Annotated in this window: 14 protein-coding genes; 1 reads left to right on the top strand and 13 read right to left on the bottom strand. The window is 37.9% G+C overall.

Features of this window, described 5'->3' with window-relative positions:
* The first annotated feature begins 9 nt into the window (after positions 1–9).
* Positions 10–1,035 (top strand): pectate lyase, encoded by a 1,026-nt coding sequence (gene pelA, locus QWT87_RS03455; protein ID WP_302713647.1) that lies wholly within the window; start codon positions 10–12, stop codon positions 1,033–1,035.
* 101 nt (positions 1,036–1,136) lie between these two features.
* Here the strand turns inward: pelA and QWT87_RS03450 are convergent, their stop codons facing one another.
* The 13 genes from QWT87_RS03450 to QWT87_RS03390 all read right to left on the bottom strand — a co-directional run bounded on the left by QWT87_RS03450 (position 1,137) and on the right by QWT87_RS03390 (position 16,271).
* Complete coding sequence (locus QWT87_RS03450) at positions 1,137–2,258, bottom strand: pectate lyase family protein (RefSeq protein ID WP_302713645.1); 1,122 nt, start codon at positions 2,256–2,258, stop codon at positions 1,137–1,139.
* A 329-nt stretch (positions 2,259–2,587) separates the two neighbouring features.
* Positions 2,588–2,935 (bottom strand): cupin domain-containing protein, encoded by a 348-nt coding sequence (locus QWT87_RS03445; RefSeq protein WP_302713643.1) that lies wholly within the window; start codon positions 2,933–2,935, stop codon positions 2,588–2,590.
* Between the two features lie 168 nt (positions 2,936–3,103).
* Positions 3,104–3,841 (bottom strand): rhamnogalacturonan acetylesterase, encoded by a 738-nt coding sequence (locus QWT87_RS03440; protein ID WP_302713641.1) that lies wholly within the window; start codon positions 3,839–3,841, stop codon positions 3,104–3,106.
* Between the two features lie 266 nt (positions 3,842–4,107).
* Positions 4,108–5,079 carry a pectinesterase family protein gene (locus QWT87_RS03435; RefSeq protein ID WP_302713639.1) on the bottom strand — a complete coding sequence of 324 codons (972 nt, stop codon included), beginning with the start codon at positions 5,077–5,079 and terminating at the stop codon, positions 4,108–4,110.
* A 181-nt stretch (positions 5,080–5,260) separates the two neighbouring features.
* Complete coding sequence (locus tag QWT87_RS03430) at positions 5,261–6,169, bottom strand: alpha/beta hydrolase (protein ID WP_302713637.1); 909 nt, start codon at positions 6,167–6,169, stop codon at positions 5,261–5,263.
* Between the two features lie 149 nt (positions 6,170–6,318).
* A complete protein-coding gene (locus QWT87_RS03425; RefSeq protein WP_302713635.1) occupies positions 6,319–7,986 on the bottom strand; it encodes a glycoside hydrolase family 28 protein in 1,668 nt (555 codons plus the stop codon).
* Between the two features lie 4 nt (positions 7,987–7,990).
* Entirely contained in the window at positions 7,991–8,824 is an 834-nt protein-coding gene (locus QWT87_RS03420) for a rhamnogalacturonan acetylesterase (protein WP_302713633.1), read from the bottom strand.
* A gap of 124 nt (positions 8,825–8,948) precedes the next feature.
* On the bottom strand, positions 8,949–10,592 hold the full coding sequence (locus tag QWT87_RS03415) for a glycoside hydrolase family 43 protein (RefSeq protein WP_302713631.1): 1,644 nt from the start codon (positions 10,590–10,592) through the stop codon (positions 8,949–8,951).
* Between the two features lie 252 nt (positions 10,593–10,844).
* Positions 10,845–12,104 (bottom strand): glycoside hydrolase family 88/105 protein, encoded by a 1,260-nt coding sequence (locus tag QWT87_RS03410; RefSeq protein ID WP_302713629.1) that lies wholly within the window; start codon positions 12,102–12,104, stop codon positions 10,845–10,847.
* Between the two features lie 11 nt (positions 12,105–12,115).
* On the bottom strand, positions 12,116–13,111 hold the full coding sequence (locus tag QWT87_RS03405) for a DUF4861 family protein (protein ID WP_302713627.1): 996 nt from the start codon (positions 13,109–13,111) through the stop codon (positions 12,116–12,118).
* A gap of 53 nt (positions 13,112–13,164) precedes the next feature.
* Positions 13,165–13,302, bottom strand: coding sequence for a hypothetical protein (locus QWT87_RS03400; RefSeq protein ID WP_302713625.1), 138 nt, complete (start codon positions 13,300–13,302; stop codon positions 13,165–13,167).
* A 34-nt stretch (positions 13,303–13,336) separates the two neighbouring features.
* Positions 13,337–14,359 carry a pectinesterase family protein gene (locus QWT87_RS03395; RefSeq protein WP_302713623.1) on the bottom strand — a complete coding sequence of 341 codons (1,023 nt, stop codon included), beginning with the start codon at positions 14,357–14,359 and terminating at the stop codon, positions 13,337–13,339.
* Positions 14,360–14,438: 79 nt separating this feature from the next.
* Positions 14,439–16,271, bottom strand: coding sequence for a RagB/SusD family nutrient uptake outer membrane protein (locus tag QWT87_RS03390; protein ID WP_302713621.1), 1,833 nt, complete (start codon positions 16,269–16,271; stop codon positions 14,439–14,441).
* Positions 16,272–16,275 lie beyond the last annotated feature (4 nt).

Genomic DNA, 16,275 nt, shown 5'->3' with positions numbered 1-16,275 from the left:
ATTATAAGGATGAAAACAAAACTCTATTTACTGACTTTAGGTTTAGCTGCCGTCAATTTTTCCGCTCAAACAAAAGATACTCTGGCTGAAAAAATAATGATCTATCAGCTTCCAATCGGAGGTTGGGGAAAACAGCTTGAAGATAAATCTGTCGTAAACTACAATCTTCCTCTCAGCAAAGAACTTTTAAGAAAGATAAAAGCAACAGGAGACGATCACGCAACCATTGATAATAATGCGACTTCAAGAGAGATTAATGCGCTCATCAAAGCATATGCTGCTACCAAAAATCCCGAATATTTAAAATCGGCAGAAAAAGGAATCAATTATCTTTTGCTGATGCAGTATAAAAACAACGGAGGTTTTCCACAGTATTATCCCAACAAGGGACTGTACAGAAAGCAGATTACGTATAACGACAATGCAATGATTAATGCATTAACTGTTTTATATAATGTTGCCGAAGGAAAAAATGGATTCGATGTAGTAGATGCAAAGCTGAAAGAAAAATCAAAAACCGCAGTTCAGAAAGGAATAGAATGTATTTTAAAAACGCAGGTACTGCAGAAAAATAGTCCTGCCATCTGGGGCGATCAGTACAACGAAGAAACGTTACAGCCGGATAAAGCACGAGCTTTTGAGCCTGTTTCTTTAGCTACCGCAGAATCTGTGGGAATCGTAAGGTTTTTAATGATGCAGCCTATAACTCCGGAAATCGAAAAATCTGTAAAATCTGCCATAAAATGGTTCAGGCAAAATAAAATTGAAGGCTACAGCTATGAAGTGTCTAAGGTAAACGGAAAAGCAGTGCGAACCTTAGCCGAAGATAAAAATTCTGTAATCTGGGCACGATTTTACGACATCAACAATAATAAACCTCTTTTCGGCGACCGCGATGGAAGCGTAAAATACAATTATTATGAAGTTTCCGAAGAAAGAAGAAACGGCTATAGCTGGTACGGAGATTATGCCGAAAAACTGCTTGGAAAAGAATATCCGAAGTGGCTTGAAAAAAACAGTATTTCTGATTTATAGTTAGGTGTGGATCATGGAAAGTTAGATCAGTTTTTATTCCATGTTCTGCAGAAAAAAGCGGCTGTCCCGATCGGGACAGCCGCTCATTTATATGAATAGTATTAAAAAGTATTACAGATATTTCCGGATAATGTTGCTCCTGCATTTGCTGTAACATCAGATTTTACTGATGAAAGAGAAAGCGTAGAAATAGTGTAAGGTGGCGTGAAAGCTGTTGAACCGCCTCCCTGCTTATTACCGGTAACGTTGGTGAAAGTATTGTTAGAAGTAACCGTTACTCCTGTATAACCGCTCATTAAGTTAATCGGCTCGTTTACATTTTCAAAAACATTTCCGTCCACACGGATATTAGCCTGAACTCCTGCTGCAATACATTTATTGCTTACAGAACTGTTAAAATAGCTGTTCAGGATATGGATTTTTCCGTAACGAACTCTTGGCATACGCTCTCTGCATCCCGGAGCCCACCAGCAACGAACAAAAGTTACATTCAGTTTTCCTGCATCTGCTGTTGCGCCATCGCTGGAACCGATCAGGTTGGAGAATCTGTGATCGTCTGTTCCTCCCGATCCTCCTGCTTTCGGAGGTTTCAGATAATGGAATTTCGTGTAGGATACCGTTACAAAATCAGATTTATTTTTAATATCAAAATTTCCGTCTACTCCGTCTCTGAATTCGCAATGATCGATCCATACATTTCGGCAGTCGTCCAGAATAGCATTGTCCCAACCGTCTGTATCGTATGCTCCGGGACCTTCAAAAATCAGGTTTCGGATGACGATATTATTGCATCTTTTAACATTAAGAATTCCGGAACCGTCTTTCGTCTGATCTGTAGAAACCAGTTTCGCGCCGCTTGTTCCGTAAATTGTTTTCCCTGTCTGATCCTGTAGTGAAAGGCGTGCTGAAACGGTAATCGTTCCGGTTACTTTAATCACTTTTACAGAAGTATTTTCAATAGCAGATTTTAGCTGTGCGTAAGTGGTAACGGTAGTTTCAGCGGCAGTTCCGCCTCCTGTAGTTCCTCCGTTTTGTGAAGCCCATCCCGGTGCGGTACAATTTGCTAACGGAACTACGGCTTTAGAAGCCAGTGCACTTTTCATGTTAAGGTCACTGCTGTTTTCAGATAGGTCTGATTTAATGTCTTCCTGTCCGCATCCGATGAAGGCAAAAACAGAACATAGAGCTACTGTCGCAAAAGCAGCTTTAAATGTTTTTTTCATAGTAAGTATGGTTTTAATTATGATTAGATTGTAAAATTACAAATACGGTAAACAAATAATTTATATTTTAACATATCTATATTTATATAATTATAATGTTATTTATTTTATTTGGTTAATCGGTTGCATTTTATTTAATGTTTAAAATATATTTGATGCTGAATTGTAAATTAAAAATCCCAAAGATGATCCGGTGTAAGAAATTTAAATCTCCTGAACCGGAAAATCTTCGGGAAAAAATATTAGCTGTTTGGTATATATATTATTTAACTGATAAACAGTTGGTTGTGTTATTTTTAAAAATGGGATTTAAAAAATAAAATGGAGCCTTAAAACTTATCTTTGATGAAATCTTCTCTGAAAGGAGCAAACGAATCAATCAGTTTTCCCGCTTCGAGACATTTCACGCCGTGAAAAATATTGGGCTGGGCAAAAAATCCGTCGCCTTTCTGTAAAATTTTCATTTCACCATCAACTGTGACTTCAAATTTTCCTTCAGCAACATAGGTGATCTGAGAATGAAAATGATTATGTAATGCACCGATAGCATTTTTCTCAAATTGTACAATCACCATCATGACCTGAGAGTTATATCCGACAAACTGTCTGGAAACGCCGTCTCCCAAATCTTCCCATTCAGAATTCCCATCGAAGAAAGCCTCTTTTTTGAATTTCATCTTATTACTTTTTAATTATTATAACTAATTTTTACATCATGTCATTTCGACGAAGAAGAAATCTAATGTATTGATTGATTTTATGTTGTTCTCGCGCAGATTTTGCTGATTGAGCAGATCTTTAAAAGGTTTTTGTCCGTAAAGATTCTCTTAATTAAGTGTGAAACTTTATTTAATATATCTTTCCAATCCTATTTTTAACATCTTTAAATTTTTCGCGGCTAATTTTGCAACCGTTTCCGCTCCCAATTTCGATAAATGCGTGTCATCTTCTTTTCCTTTAGGATAATACGGATCTTCGCCTTCTTTATAGTATAGATGAAGTTTTTTTGAATTTTCGGGGCCGTAAGAAATTTCCATCTGTTCTGTTAACAACTGCATATCCACAAAAGGAACTTTCAGATCATTTGCGACCATTCTTACAACCAGAGGATATTCCTTGTGCGTATCGATCAAAACTCCGTTTTCGTTGAAGTTTCTTCTTACAATAGAAGTCATCAGAACAGGAATCGCCCCTTTCGCTCTGGCTTCATTCACATATCGTTCAAGATTCGCTCTGTATTGTGTATAAGGATTGGTAAACTTTGTAGAATCTTTGATTTTCTGATCGTTATGACCAAACTGTATAATGACGAAATCTCCTTTTTTCAGTTGTTTTTCCACCTTATCCCATCGTCCTTCCGTTCTGAAACTTTTGGAGCTTCTTCCGTTCACCGCATGATTCTGAATTTCAATTCCGTTGGTTAAAAACTGAGGCAAAACCTGTCCCCATCCGTGTTCCGGATTTTTGTCCGGATTTTCTTTATTAGCCATGGTAGAATCTCCAATTAAGAAAAGGATTGGCTTTTGCTGAGCCATAACTAAAGTTGAAACAGCTATGCTAAAGATTAAAAGTATTTTTTTCATTTTAAATAAATTTTTTAATTTATATTCTTTTGTCTTGGAAACAAAAGAATCAAAAGTTCAAGACCTGGAAACTTCCGCTAAAAATTATTTCTATTCACTAAAAATCCTAGAACTCGCGCGAATTTGATGTTTGTCTTTTTATTCAGTATTTTGGTCGCGCTCAAACAATAGAATTTTCTTAACGTTCACAGAATTAATTTTCTTAACGCTCCATTTTCCTATGTCGATTTAGCGAATGGTAATCATTACTCATTATTAATTACTCATTACTTATGTTGAGGATTCCAGCCATCAAAAATTTTTTCTACGGTATAATTTTTCAGATCTTTTTTTGTGAGCTGATGAGACCAGTTTACGCGCTTCGAAGTATTTCCGCCTTTTCCTTTGCTTCCGAATTCTGCGTAATAGGCTGTTTTTTCTTTATCAGTAAACATTTTGTCGCCTTTCCACGGATTCCAGCCTTCAGGAAGAATATGTTTTCCCATTTCAGTATTGATGAAAACAGTTTTTGCATAAGGTCTCCAAGGTCTGCCTAAATACACTTTAGTAATGCCTTCTTTCGCAGTTAATGTACAGTCGAAAAACACGAAACCATACTTTCTGTCTGCTTCCGTTGCGGCTGCCGTGATGAACGAATCGGCTAAACTTTTAATCGTACAGTTCTTAAAAACAACGGTTGCCTGTCCGAAAATAAAATCAGTCGTTCCTTCGATTAAGCAGTTTTCAAAATATTGTCTGCTGTGATTGGTTGCGGCATAAACGGTGTCCTGACAACCTGAAATAATTGAATTTTTAATGATAAAACGGTCACCTTCCACATGAAGAGAAACTGCCTGTCCTTCATTACAGGAAGTATTCTGAATCGTTATATTGCTGATTTTTATGTCATCTCCCATCACCAATAACGTATAAGAATTAAACGTGGTTATCTTTTCATTGAAAGAATCCGGTTTTCCTGAAAAATCATTGTTGGTAATTATGGTATTATCTTTATTTTCCCCTTCCAGCGTAATTTTATGTTTTGAAGAAGGAATCACCACTTTTTCATTGTACGTTCCGGATTTTATCAAGATCAAAGCTTCTTCCGGTCCTAAATCTCTGATGGAATTAATAGCTTTCTGAATCGAGGTGAAATCTCCGCTTCCGTCTTTTGAAACGGTAATTTTGATGTACGGATCATTTCCTGCAAACAGCAAATTTGCCATCGAAATGAGAAGAATTAAAAATAATTTTTTCATAGTTTGAATTATTTTTTTGACGCAAAGATTTTTATAAAGCCTCATGATTTTTAGGGAGTAAAGGCAAATAAAATTTGCTTCGCGAAGCTATGACGATAGCTTCATAAAATCAACTTGTTGATTCATCTTTGCTCCTTAAAATTTAACATATCTATTAATAAAAACTTTGCGTTTAAGATCACTATTTCAAAACTTTATTTAAAAACTCAACAGTCAGATTCAGCGTTTCCGTAAACCATGGTTCTGCCGACCAAAAAGAATGCGGTGTGTCTTTAATCTCATGAAACTCTGTCGGAATATTATAACTCTTCAGTTTTTTCATCATATCGTCTCTTCCTGCATGAAATCGTGGCTGCGAACTGTTGATGAAAAGAGTTGGAGGGGTATTTTTATCCAAAAATTCCAACGGAGAAGCGGCTGTCCAGTTTTTTAAATTGCTTTCTCTGTCTCCGTTCAGCCAATATGAGGCGTAAGTGCTTTCTTGCGCTTCGGGATGAATAAAAGAAACAATGCCGTCTACATTTACAACTGCCTGAATTTTATTTTTGGATTTTACACCCACCAAAGTGGCGATCTGCGCTCCGGCAGATTCTCCCAGAACCGCTATTTTCTTTCGGTCTAAAGAATATTTTTTACTGTTTTTCTTCAGCCATTCAATTCCGGTTTCGATGTCTTCTACTCCGGCAGGAAATTTCGCAACATCAGCTAAGCGATAACCAATGGCAATTACCACATAACCCTTTGAAGCGAGTTCCATCGCCATGAATTTTTCGTTTTCCTTACTGCCTGAAATCCATCCGCCACCATGAACCATTGCAATTCCGGGATATTTTTTATTCTGATCTAAAGGATAATACACATCCGCTTTCAGAGAGATTCCGTTGATGTTTTTATATTCTGCGTCTTTATCAATTCTGATATTTTGAGGAACCGGACGGTCAATCGGAGTTACAAACGGATATTTTTTTTTGAATTTTTCGAATGTTCCTTCATTAGTATAGGGAATAGCATTCGGTCGACTTATTTGTCCGAATGCCATTGTCCCCACAAAAAAAATAGAAATATAAGTATGTTTTCGGTTAAAAATCATGTTGTCAAATTTTAAATTTTAAACCATTAAGGAGATTGAAGACGTTAAGTTTTATTAAGAAAATCATTATTATGATTTTATCTTAAAATAAAGCGATCTTACCTGTCTTAAAAGCTTAATTGATCTTAATGGTTTAAATTATTGATACACTATTTAACTGCATTTTTCGATACATCCGTTCCGATAGAAAGTGCATTTTTATCGGACGTAATTTCTTTTGGTAATAAGACTGCACCTGTTTTATTTCCTAACACTTTTACAACAGGTTTATTTGCAGAATCAAACTTCACGGTTGAAAGATTGATGTTTTTGCTGTTGTAGATCGTTGCTCCCGTTCCTTCGGAATATTTCAGCTTTACATTTTTTAACTGAATTCCGTCTGCATCTACTATGGTTAAAGCTTTTCGGGTATCAAACTGCGAATCTTCAATCACGATATTTTTAAGATTCATTTCAGCTAAACCGAATAAGGTAATTGCTTCATCGGAATTGGCTGCTGTAATGTTTTTAAAGAAAATATTTCTGAAAACCGGCGTTTCTTCCGTTACGGGATATACTTTTTCCGGAGCTTTGTTGCCTTCCTGTTTCTGCCCGTCTTCCAGAACCGGAGAGGCGCCTTCATAGAACATATTGAAGCCAATTACCTGAGTCGGAATATTAATCATATCAATATTTTTTATGTAAATATTTTCCACAATTCCTCCTCTTCCGCGCGTGGTTTTGAAACGGAGTCCGATATCTGTTCCGATGAAAGTACAGTCTGAAACGTGGATATTTCTTGCTCCGCCCGACATTTCACTGCCGATGACGAAACCTCCGTGACCGTGATACACAATATTGTTTTTAATGATAACATTTTCAGTTGGTATTCCTCTTTTTCTTCCGTCTTTGTCTTTTCCGGATTTTATACAGATGGCATCGTCTCCCACATCAAACGTATTGTCGTAGATCAGAACGTTTTTGCAGGATTCCAGATCCAGACCGTCTCCATTTTGAGAAAACCATGGGTTTCGGATGGTAAGATTCCTCAAAATAACATTGGAACACATCAAAGGATGAAGATTCCACGCCGGAGAATTCTGGAATGTTGGTCCGTCCAGCAAAACTTTGTCGCATTCCACCAGACTTACCATTACCGGACGAAGAAAATCTTTTACTGTAATCAGTTCTTCTTTGGAAATCTTATCCGGAACATTGAAGTTAGAACTGCTTTCCAGTCCTTTTTTATAACTTTCCGAAGGATACCAGTTTTTGCCGTCCGAAGATACAATTCCGCCGGATTTTACAATTTCTTTCCATTCAGATTCAGAAACTTTGCTTTTTTTGATGGCTCTCCATGCATCACCGCTTCCGTCGATTATTCCTTTTCCTGTAATGGCAATATTTGTTGCATTTTTTGCCGAAATCGGAGACTGGCAACGCGTTGTATTCAATCCTTCGAAACTTACATCTACCAACGGATAATCATTTTTATCTTTACTGAAAATAATCATCGCACCTTCCTCTACGTGAAGATTGATATTGCTTTTCAAGACGATGGGACCGGTAAGCCACATTCCGCGGGGAACGACTAATTTTCCGCCTCCTTTTTTGCTCAGGTCTTCGATTGCTTTTTTAAAAGCTTCTGTATTTTTTACATTTCCGCCCGCAATTCCGCCGTATTGTGTGATGGAAACGGTGTTGGCTGCAAAAGAAGTTTCTGCAACCTGCGGCATTTTAAACTCAATATTTTTATAAATATCAGAATTCTGAGCATAGATTTGCCCTGAAAATAGCATTGCTGCTGCTAAACCGATCACTTTAAAAGTCTTCTTCATTTTATTATTTTTGAGTTTTAATTATTTTTTTAAATTCCTGATAAACAATGGAAGCCACCACTTTTGCCCCTTCGGGCTGAAAATGAGTGTTGTCTTTCTGACCTTTGGGATAGGCTTCGTATACATTTTCCGGAAGATTCATAAAGTAATGAGTTGTGGTAAAATCCTGTCCTTTTCCGGTAAAATATTCCATAGATAATGTATTCAGATCAATATACGGAACGTTCATTTCTTTAGCAATTTCAATGGGCGCTTTGCTGTATTCGCCGTGTACATTTTCCAGTTTTCCGTTTTTCCAGGGGTAATTTCTGGCAACGGGAGTTAAAATAACAGGATTTGCTCCTTTCTGCTTCGTCTGCGTTACAAATAATCTTAAAAATTCTTTGTATCCCTGAATGTTTACGTACCGTTCCGGATGTTTTTCCGAACTGTCGTTATGTCCAAACTGGATGATGACATAATCACCCGGCTGCAAATGTTCGTACACCTCTCTCCATCTTCCTTCCTGAAAAAACGTACGCGTGCTTCTGCCGCCATGCGCTTTGTCGATAATTTCCACAGAGTCCGTTGAAATGGCAGGTTTTAAAGAAGCTAAACTGTCTTTTGCAAAAAACGGCTGAAAAACCTGTCCCCATCCTGTAATGGGATATCTTACTTTCATATAATCTTTTCCGGGTTCGTAGTTTCCGGTGTAATCTGCCACGGTGGAATCTCCGATGAGATAAATATGGGTAATCTTTTTAACGTGTTTTGTTGCTGTAGTGTTCTGAGATTTGCATCCCGACAACAGCAAAACGACGATTAAAAATGAAACTATATTATATATTTTTCTGTTCATGATTTTAACTAAATTTTTATGTACACTGTCATTATGAACGAAATGAAATGTAGTGAAGAATCTGATTATTATTTTTCGGTAACAGATCTTGCAGATGGCGCAGATTTTTTAAATCAAATAAAAATTAATTCTTGGTGATTCTGAACCAGTCAAAATCGGCGTATCCGCCTCTAGGTGCTTTCGATGTACTGATGCTGTACAGTCCAATTTTGGCTCCGATCCATTTTCCGGGTTTTGCCTGAAAAAGATCACCTGTTTTGATGAAATTTTTTCCGTTTTCGCTGTAGCTGAACTGGCATAAACCATTCGGCTCGTTTACATTCACTTTCAGATAGACTTCGTTGCTTTTTAATTTTGTTTCAAATAAAATCTTTTCCTCGCCGCCTTTATCTGCTTTTTCGGCTCTTCTTAACTGTAAGTAAAATCCATCCGGTTTATTGGTAATTACGATGGATTGATGATCAAGTCCCATCACCAAAAGTCCTGCAGTTTTTCCTTCTTTGGCTTCTTCGGGCGTTAATTTAACTTTTGTGGAAGCTGCAAAATTGGGAGCCGGAAATTTCTGAGTTAACAGATTCGGGACGTTCCAAAGGTTGTTTTCGCTTTCGGGAACTTTTATGGAGAATAATCTTAAAAACTTCTGTCCGGGAAGTTTGGAAGACCATACGATATTTTCATTTGCACTCCACTGCCATTGTAGTCCTAATTTTTCACCATCAAATTCATCGGTTTCGGGCGGAGTAACGATAGGATAGGATTGTCCTACGTTTGGTTTTTTATACGTTAAAACAGGTTCGCCGATTCCGTTTTTATTATGGTCAATTCCTATAAAAGGCCAGTCTTTTTCCCACTTCACAGGTTGCAGATGGATAATTCTTCCTCCCGCATCCACATCCTGAAAGTGATAAAACCAGTCTTCTCCTGAAGGTGTATCTACCCACGCTCCCTGATGCGGCCCGTTTATTTTTGTGGAACCCTGTTCCAGCACAATTTTTTCTTCGTAAGGACCATATATATTTTTTGATCTTAACACCAATTGCCAACCTGTAGCAACGCCGCCCGCCGGAGCAAAAATATAGTAATAGCCGTTTCTTTTATACATTTTGGGACCTTCAACGGTGGGATGAGCATCATGACCGTCGAAAACATGAATGCCTTTATCCAGCACTTGTGTTCCTTCCGGATTCATTTTATTTAATGTTAAAATGCTTTTTACTCCGGCTCGGCTTCCCGCCCAGCCATGAACAAGATAGGCATTTCCGTCTTCATCCCAGAACGGACAGGAATCTATCAGTCCTTTTCCTTGCATTACTAAGACAGGATCGTTCCATTTTCCCAGCGGATCTTTGGTTTTTACCATATAGATTCCGAAATCGGGATCGCCCCAGTAAATATAAAATTCGCCGTTGTGGAATCTCATACTCGGAGCCCAGACTCCGTCGCCTCGTTTTGGGGTTGAAAAATGTTCTTTCGGCAAAATATCCTGAATGGCATAATTCACCAGTTTCCAGTTCACCATATCTTTTGAATGAAGAATCGGCAAACCGGGTGTTTCATTGAAACTTGAAGCCGTCATATAATAATCATCTCCCACACGAATCACATCCGGATCGGAATAGTCTGCGTAAAGGATAGGGTTGCTGTAGTATTTTCCCTGATCGGCGGTCCATACTTCAGAAACGTAGTTTTTTTCCTGTGCGCTCAAATAATTTGAGGCAATGGAAAAAATGGCTATTGAAAATATATTTAAAATGCTTTTTGTTTTCATACATCAGATTTTTCATCTGGTTTAAATTTTAACGCCATGAGCGGAAAGATTTTTTTTAATTGCTTACTGTATATTTTCCAGTCTCAATGGTACTTTAACAAGCTCAGCAGAAACTATTTACTCAGCAAATGATAGTTGTTGAAATTATATAAGAACATTTTTTAACCATTAAGATTTATTAAGGAGTTTAGTGTAGTTAGGATTAGCTATACTTTAAAATTCTTCTTAACCTCATCTTAATGGTTTTAAGTATTATTTTTCAAACTCCAGACTTGCCAGAATGAATGGCCCTGTTCCTTTGGCATCATTGGAACGAATCTCTTCATTAATGTAATATTCGTAAGAACCGTCACGATAAGGTTTTCCGCCCAAACCTGCAACAGCACAGCATTTATTTAAATTTACCACTCCGTTTTCATCAACAGTGATTAAATTTTTAATAATTCCGTCGTAACCTTTTTTAGCATACGTTTTATAGGATTTCGGCAGATAACCGTTGTTCACAGATTTGATGATGGTGTAAACAAACATGGATGAGGCAGTTGCTTCGGTGTAATTTCCTTTTTCTCCGGCTTTATTCAAAACCTGATACCACAGTCCGCTGTTATTATCCTGAACTTTAATGATGGCATCAGTGTAGGATTTGATGTAAGAAATTAATTTGGGTCTTCCGGGATGATCTTTTGGCAGATAATCCAGAACATCTACCATTGCCATTCCGTACCATCCCATTGCTCTTCCCCAGAAATTCTTCGACAGTCCGGTTTCTTTGTCTGCCCAAGTTTCTTTTTTGCTTTCGTCCCAAGCGTGATAAAGAAGACCTGTTTTTTTATCCAGAAGATGCTCCTGAACAGAATCGAACTGTAAAAGAATGTCGTCATACGCTTTTGCCGCATCAGCTCCTTTCACGAAGTCGTGTGTATAATGCGTGTAGAAAGGCATTCCCATGTATAAACCATCCAACCATACCTGATAAGGATAAATCTTTTTGTGCCAGAAAGAACCTTCTTTCGTTCTTGGCTGTCCATCTATCTGAAGACGAAGGGTTTGAAGTGCTTTCAGGTATTTTTCTTTTTTTTCTTTTTCGTAAAGATAGAGGAGAACGTTTCCGCTGTTCAGCATATCGATATTATACTTATCAAGCTCATAGGTAATGATGGTTCCGTCTTCCTGAATAAGCTTTTCGCCAAATTCGCTGATGTAGTTGTAGTATTCTTTTTTACCTGTTTTGGCATATAATTTTTCTGCACCATCCAGAACAATGGCAGTAGGATACGTCCATTTCGGGGTTTTGCTGAAATCCAGCATCCATGCTTCAGGAAAGCGGTGCATTTCGGACAGCATCATTCTTTCGGACCATTTCAGATTGAGGGGAACTATTTTTCCGGAATTTGAAGATTGTTTCTGAATTGAAGCGTTAACCGGAGTTTTTGTCTGCGCACAGGTAGAAAAAATTCCCGAACTTAAAGCGACAAGGGTGAATAGTTTGATATGCTGATTAATGAAATTCATGATTGTAAACGTTAAAGTTGATTATTTTTATCTAAAATTTCCAGTTTTTGATCCAAATCCTGATAAAAAGCTTCTTCAGTTTTTAAACCGTTCGGTTCCAGAGACCATGCTCCTAAAAAGTAATAGGAAACGTTCTTTGTCTTCTTGAAAACTACAGTATGCGTAGATTTTGTCTTCAAATATTTATCGAAATTTTCAAGAGGGTAGAAGACAGCCATTCCGAGATTGTCGTCTTTTTTGGTTTCGGTCTGGTTACCGTAAGTTGCGATGTAAGCCCATTTTTTATTTTTGCTGATTCCCTGTTTCAGCGGAATATTTTTTATGGCAACAATTCCGGTGCATAACCCTGAAATGGAGTTGCTGAGATTTAAATCCACTTTTACAAAACGGTCTTTATTAAAAATGGTAAGTTTTGAAGCAAGATCGATGGCATCACCCCATGTTTTCCAGCCTTTGTATTCGATGGTTGCGTAAGACTGTTCTTTTTCATTCACCACTTTTGCGGCGGTACTTTTTACGATTTTAAATGTTTCAACAAAATCATTCTGCTCATCGTATCTTCCGTAGGAACCAATTCCGATGGTGCGTCCGGATTTCAGAATATCCTGTCCCCAAGCTGCATCGTGATGATACGATTCAAAACCGTCCTGTCCGACTTCCGGCAACACCAAAGTATTGACTTTTTTACCAAAAATATCCGTGGCATTTCTCCAGTCGAGATATAAGCGGTATCCGATCTGGTTGTTTTCCAGACCGATGCCTTCGTATCTGATGTAGGTGGAATGATCGGTATGCGATTCCGAAATGATGAGTTCCTGAACGTTTTTGAAAGTTCCTCCGATGTATTTGTCGCCTTCCCATTTTCCGCCTTCTTTCACTGCAAGTTCTGCATAAGAGAACGGAGATTTAGGATTGTTTCTGATCTTTTGAATAACAGAAGTCTGAGCCTGAAAATTTGAGGACACTAATACTGCTGCAGCTATTATTTTAAATACATTCAATTTCATATACATTTTATTAGATCACTGTTTTCAATAAAAGTTTTCATGGTTATTTGCTTTTATTGTTGTCCGGTTATATTTTTCACGAGATCATCAAAGTAAACTTCAATATTGTCATAGTTTTTATCCAGATCTTTTCCGTTGGCATTGGCAGCTTCAGGATTCAGTCTGTTTTTAATTTCCCATTCATCGGGCATTCCGTCATTATAAAAATTGTGGTATTTAGAATATTTACTTAAGATTTATAAGCGGATTCCAGTTGTCTTTTCCTTTTAAAACCTGTTCTCTTGTATATTTTTTTGCCTCGGTTTTGGTTAGCTGATGCGACCATGATACTCTTTTGGAGTGATCTGAACCGTTTCCTTTGGAGTTAAATTCTGCATAAAACGTGGTCTTTTCTGCATCGGGCTTGTTCCAGTTGTGCCATCCTTCCGGTTGTATGGTGGAATTCATTTCACAATTGAGGTAAACGGTCTTGGCAAAAGGTCTCCACGGTCTTCCTAAATAGACTGAACTTTCTTTTGCGTTTCCTTCTATTTTTGAATTGATAAAAACAAATCCGAATTCGTTTTCCTGTGGAGTAGAAGCCGCGGTAACGTAGCTTGCCGATTCTTTGGAATAAATAATGCAGTCCTCAAAAACAGCGGTTCCTGCTCCGAAAATATAGTCGGTTGTTCCTTCGATGTAGCAGTTTTTAAAATAGTTTCTGGAAGGCTTTGTTTTGTCTGATGAATCCTGAACGCCTTTTAAATACAAGGTGTCCTGATTTCCTAAGAATCTGCAGTTTTCAAAAGCTATTCGGTCGCCCGTCGTTAAAACAGCAACAGCCTGTCCTACTTTTCCTGAACTGTTTTCGAATGAAATATTTTTTGCCGTAAAATCATTTGAGTAAATAAAAACCGTTGATGAACCTGTAGTTCCAAATTCTTTTCCTTCCGGATTCTTTTTTGATGCAAAATCGTCGTAGGTGATGATGGTTTTTTCAGGATTTTCACCTTCGAGCAAAATAGCACCTTTTGTTTCCGGAATGGTAATTTTTTCTTTGTAAATTCCTTCTTTTACTACAATTCTTGTTCTTACGGAAGATCCGTTTTCTGCTGCATTGACGGCTTGCTGAATGGTGGAAAAATTTCCTTTTCCGTCTTTTGAAACCACGATGGTTCTATCATTGGCTTTAAAAGAAAGAAAACTGAGCAATACGATCAGAAAAGCAAAAAAAGAATTTAAATTTTTAAGAAAAAAGGAAGCTTTCATTGAAAATTTTTTGATTAAAATACAGACTCCACTTTGGAGATGAAGCCTGTATTTTTCTGATATGAATGTGAACTATTTTCTAATATCCATAATCCTGCGTAAGATTATAATTGGAGTTGATTACGTCTAAAGCAATCGGCAGTAATTCCTTTCTGTTAGCCTGGAAATAATAGGCATAACTTTTCACAGGATCTCCACTGATGTAAGGCTGCGTCATTGCCAGTCTCCAGTTTACTTTTGTGTATCCGGAAGGCGTTGCAACACTTTGGTTCGGGCTGTAGAAAATATCTGCTTTGGCAACTCCTGTTGCTGTGTAGAAATCGATATCCGAAACGTTTTGCTGTGCTGTTCTGTCTTTGTTATAGGCTACTTTTTTGTAGAAGATGTATTCCGGAACGTTGGCATAAGCTCCTGTACCGTTCATAAACTGGGTAAGTTTAGCTCTTGTTTCGTTGATTTTCGTTTCTAAAAGATTCCAGCGGATCAGATCGTATTTTCTAAGACTTTCACCTCCGAATTCCAGTTGTCTTTCTTTAACGATATAATTAAAGAATCCTGTTTTGTCGGTCGGAATAGTTCCTACCTGACTTAAATTTCCTGCATATGCTCTCTGTCTTACTGAAAGAACTGCATTCACTGCCTGTGCAGATGGACCGTTATTAAGCTCATTATCTGCTTCGGCAAACATTAATAAAATATCTGCATATCTCAGCAAAGGCCAGTCGATTCCAAGGTTTTGTGAAGTTCCTGTGATGGAAGTCCACGATTTTCTGAATTTTCCGTCGTTCCAGTTGATGGAAGTCTGAAGCTCTTCCTGCTTTGAAGTATTTACCCTGAAGATGGCAATATTTACATCTCTTCTCAGGTCATACTTTGTAAATTCATAAAAATAAACAGGGATTGCGCTGACTCCTCCGGAAGATTTCCAGTCGGTATCATCATGTCTTAAACCGTTGTAATATCCTATTTTACTGTCTGTTCTGGAGTTTCCCCCGAAAGCTCCGATGGCATAAATTACTTCGTTGGATGTATCTGCGCTGTTGGTATGCAGTGATCTGAATAATCCTTCATAACTCGGATTCAACTGATGCTGCCCGGAATTGATGATGTCTTTACATTCGTCATAAGCAATCTGATAATATTTCTGAGGATTGGAGCCCTGCATCATCTGTTGCGGGCTTCTTCTTAATGAATATCCGGCTCTTGCCAGTGCAATTCTTGCTCGTAATCCTTTTACGGCTGCTTTCGAAATTCTCTGAGCGGTAGTTCCGCCTTCGGATCTCCACGGAACTAAACTTTCCGCTTTTAAAAGATCGTCCAGAATTTTATCATAAATAACATCTCTGTCTGTTTTTGGCAGATACACGCTCGGAAGATCAGCAGAAGGAACATCCTGAAAAGGAACATCGCCCCAGTTTTTGATCAGATCATGATAGAAGTGTGCTCTTAAAGTTAAAGCTTCTCCCAAATATCTGTCCATTAGTTTTTTATCCGCCGCTGAACCCGTCTGATACACAGGAGAAAGCGGAATGTTCTTGATCACCAGATTGGCTCTTTCGATTCCAGCGTACGTATCTAAGAACGGTCTTAAAAGTTCTGTATTTGTTGGAATCGCTCCGAAACAGCTTACCCCTCTTCGGTCGTTTGCGTTATAATCTCCCGAAGTTCTCATGTCGTCTCCGGATTGAGAAAGAATCAGGTTCATTCTCTGTCCGTAGGTGTTGTCTCCCATGGTTGCATTATAGACTCCGACTAAAGCAGAGAAGGTATCTGCTGCGGAATCAAACTGCTGTTTTTCTGAAGTATTGGATAAGCTTTCTACATCTAAATATTCTTCGCAGGAATTAAGAGAATTCAGAGAAAATATTCCGATGACAGAAAAAAGAATGGCTAAAAATTTATTTTTCTTCATAATA

It is taken from the genome of Chryseobacterium urinae (assembly GCF_030518295.1).
GTDB classification, from domain to species: domain Bacteria; phylum Bacteroidota; class Bacteroidia; order Flavobacteriales; family Weeksellaceae; genus Chryseobacterium; species Chryseobacterium mucoviscidosis.
The sequence above is the reverse complement of the archived record's forward strand: the minus strand, read 5'-3'. Positions and strand labels throughout refer to the sequence as shown.

What these genes read in the sequence shown, in the direction of transcription:
- pelA (WP_302713647.1), top strand. Translation starts at nt 10, where the DNA reads ATGAAAACAAAACTCTATTTACTGACTTTAGGTTTAGCTGCCGTCAAT.
- QWT87_RS03450 (WP_302713645.1), bottom strand. Translation starts at nt 2,258, where the DNA reads ATGAAAAAAACATTTAAAGCTGCTTTTGCGACAGTAGCTCTATGTTCT.
- QWT87_RS03445 (WP_302713643.1), bottom strand. Translation starts at nt 2,935, where the DNA reads ATGAAATTCAAAAAAGAGGCTTTCTTCGATGGGAATTCTGAATGGGAA.
- QWT87_RS03440 (WP_302713641.1), bottom strand. Translation starts at nt 3,841, where the DNA reads ATGAAAAAAATACTTTTAATCTTTAGCATAGCTGTTTCAACTTTAGTT.
- QWT87_RS03435 (WP_302713639.1), bottom strand. Translation starts at nt 5,079, where the DNA reads ATGAAAAAATTATTTTTAATTCTTCTCATTTCGATGGCAAATTTGCTG.
- QWT87_RS03430 (WP_302713637.1), bottom strand. Translation starts at nt 6,169, where the DNA reads ATGATTTTTAACCGAAAACATACTTATATTTCTATTTTTTTTGTGGGG.
- QWT87_RS03425 (WP_302713635.1), bottom strand. Translation starts at nt 7,986, where the DNA reads ATGAAGAAGACTTTTAAAGTGATCGGTTTAGCAGCAGCAATGCTATTT.
- QWT87_RS03420 (WP_302713633.1), bottom strand. Translation starts at nt 8,824, where the DNA reads ATGAACAGAAAAATATATAATATAGTTTCATTTTTAATCGTCGTTTTG.
- QWT87_RS03415 (WP_302713631.1), bottom strand. Translation starts at nt 10,592, where the DNA reads ATGAAAACAAAAAGCATTTTAAATATATTTTCAATAGCCATTTTTTCC.
- QWT87_RS03410 (WP_302713629.1), bottom strand. Translation starts at nt 12,104, where the DNA reads ATGAATTTCATTAATCAGCATATCAAACTATTCACCCTTGTCGCTTTA.
- QWT87_RS03405 (WP_302713627.1), bottom strand. Translation starts at nt 13,111, where the DNA reads ATGAAATTGAATGTATTTAAAATAATAGCTGCAGCAGTATTAGTGTCC.
- QWT87_RS03400 (WP_302713625.1), bottom strand. Translation starts at nt 13,302, where the DNA reads ATGCCCGATGAATGGGAAATTAAAAACAGACTGAATCCTGAAGCTGCC.
- QWT87_RS03395 (WP_302713623.1), bottom strand. Translation starts at nt 14,359, where the DNA reads ATGAAAGCTTCCTTTTTTCTTAAAAATTTAAATTCTTTTTTTGCTTTT.
- QWT87_RS03390 (WP_302713621.1), bottom strand. Translation starts at nt 16,271, where the DNA reads ATGAAGAAAAATAAATTTTTAGCCATTCTTTTTTCTGTCATCGGAATA.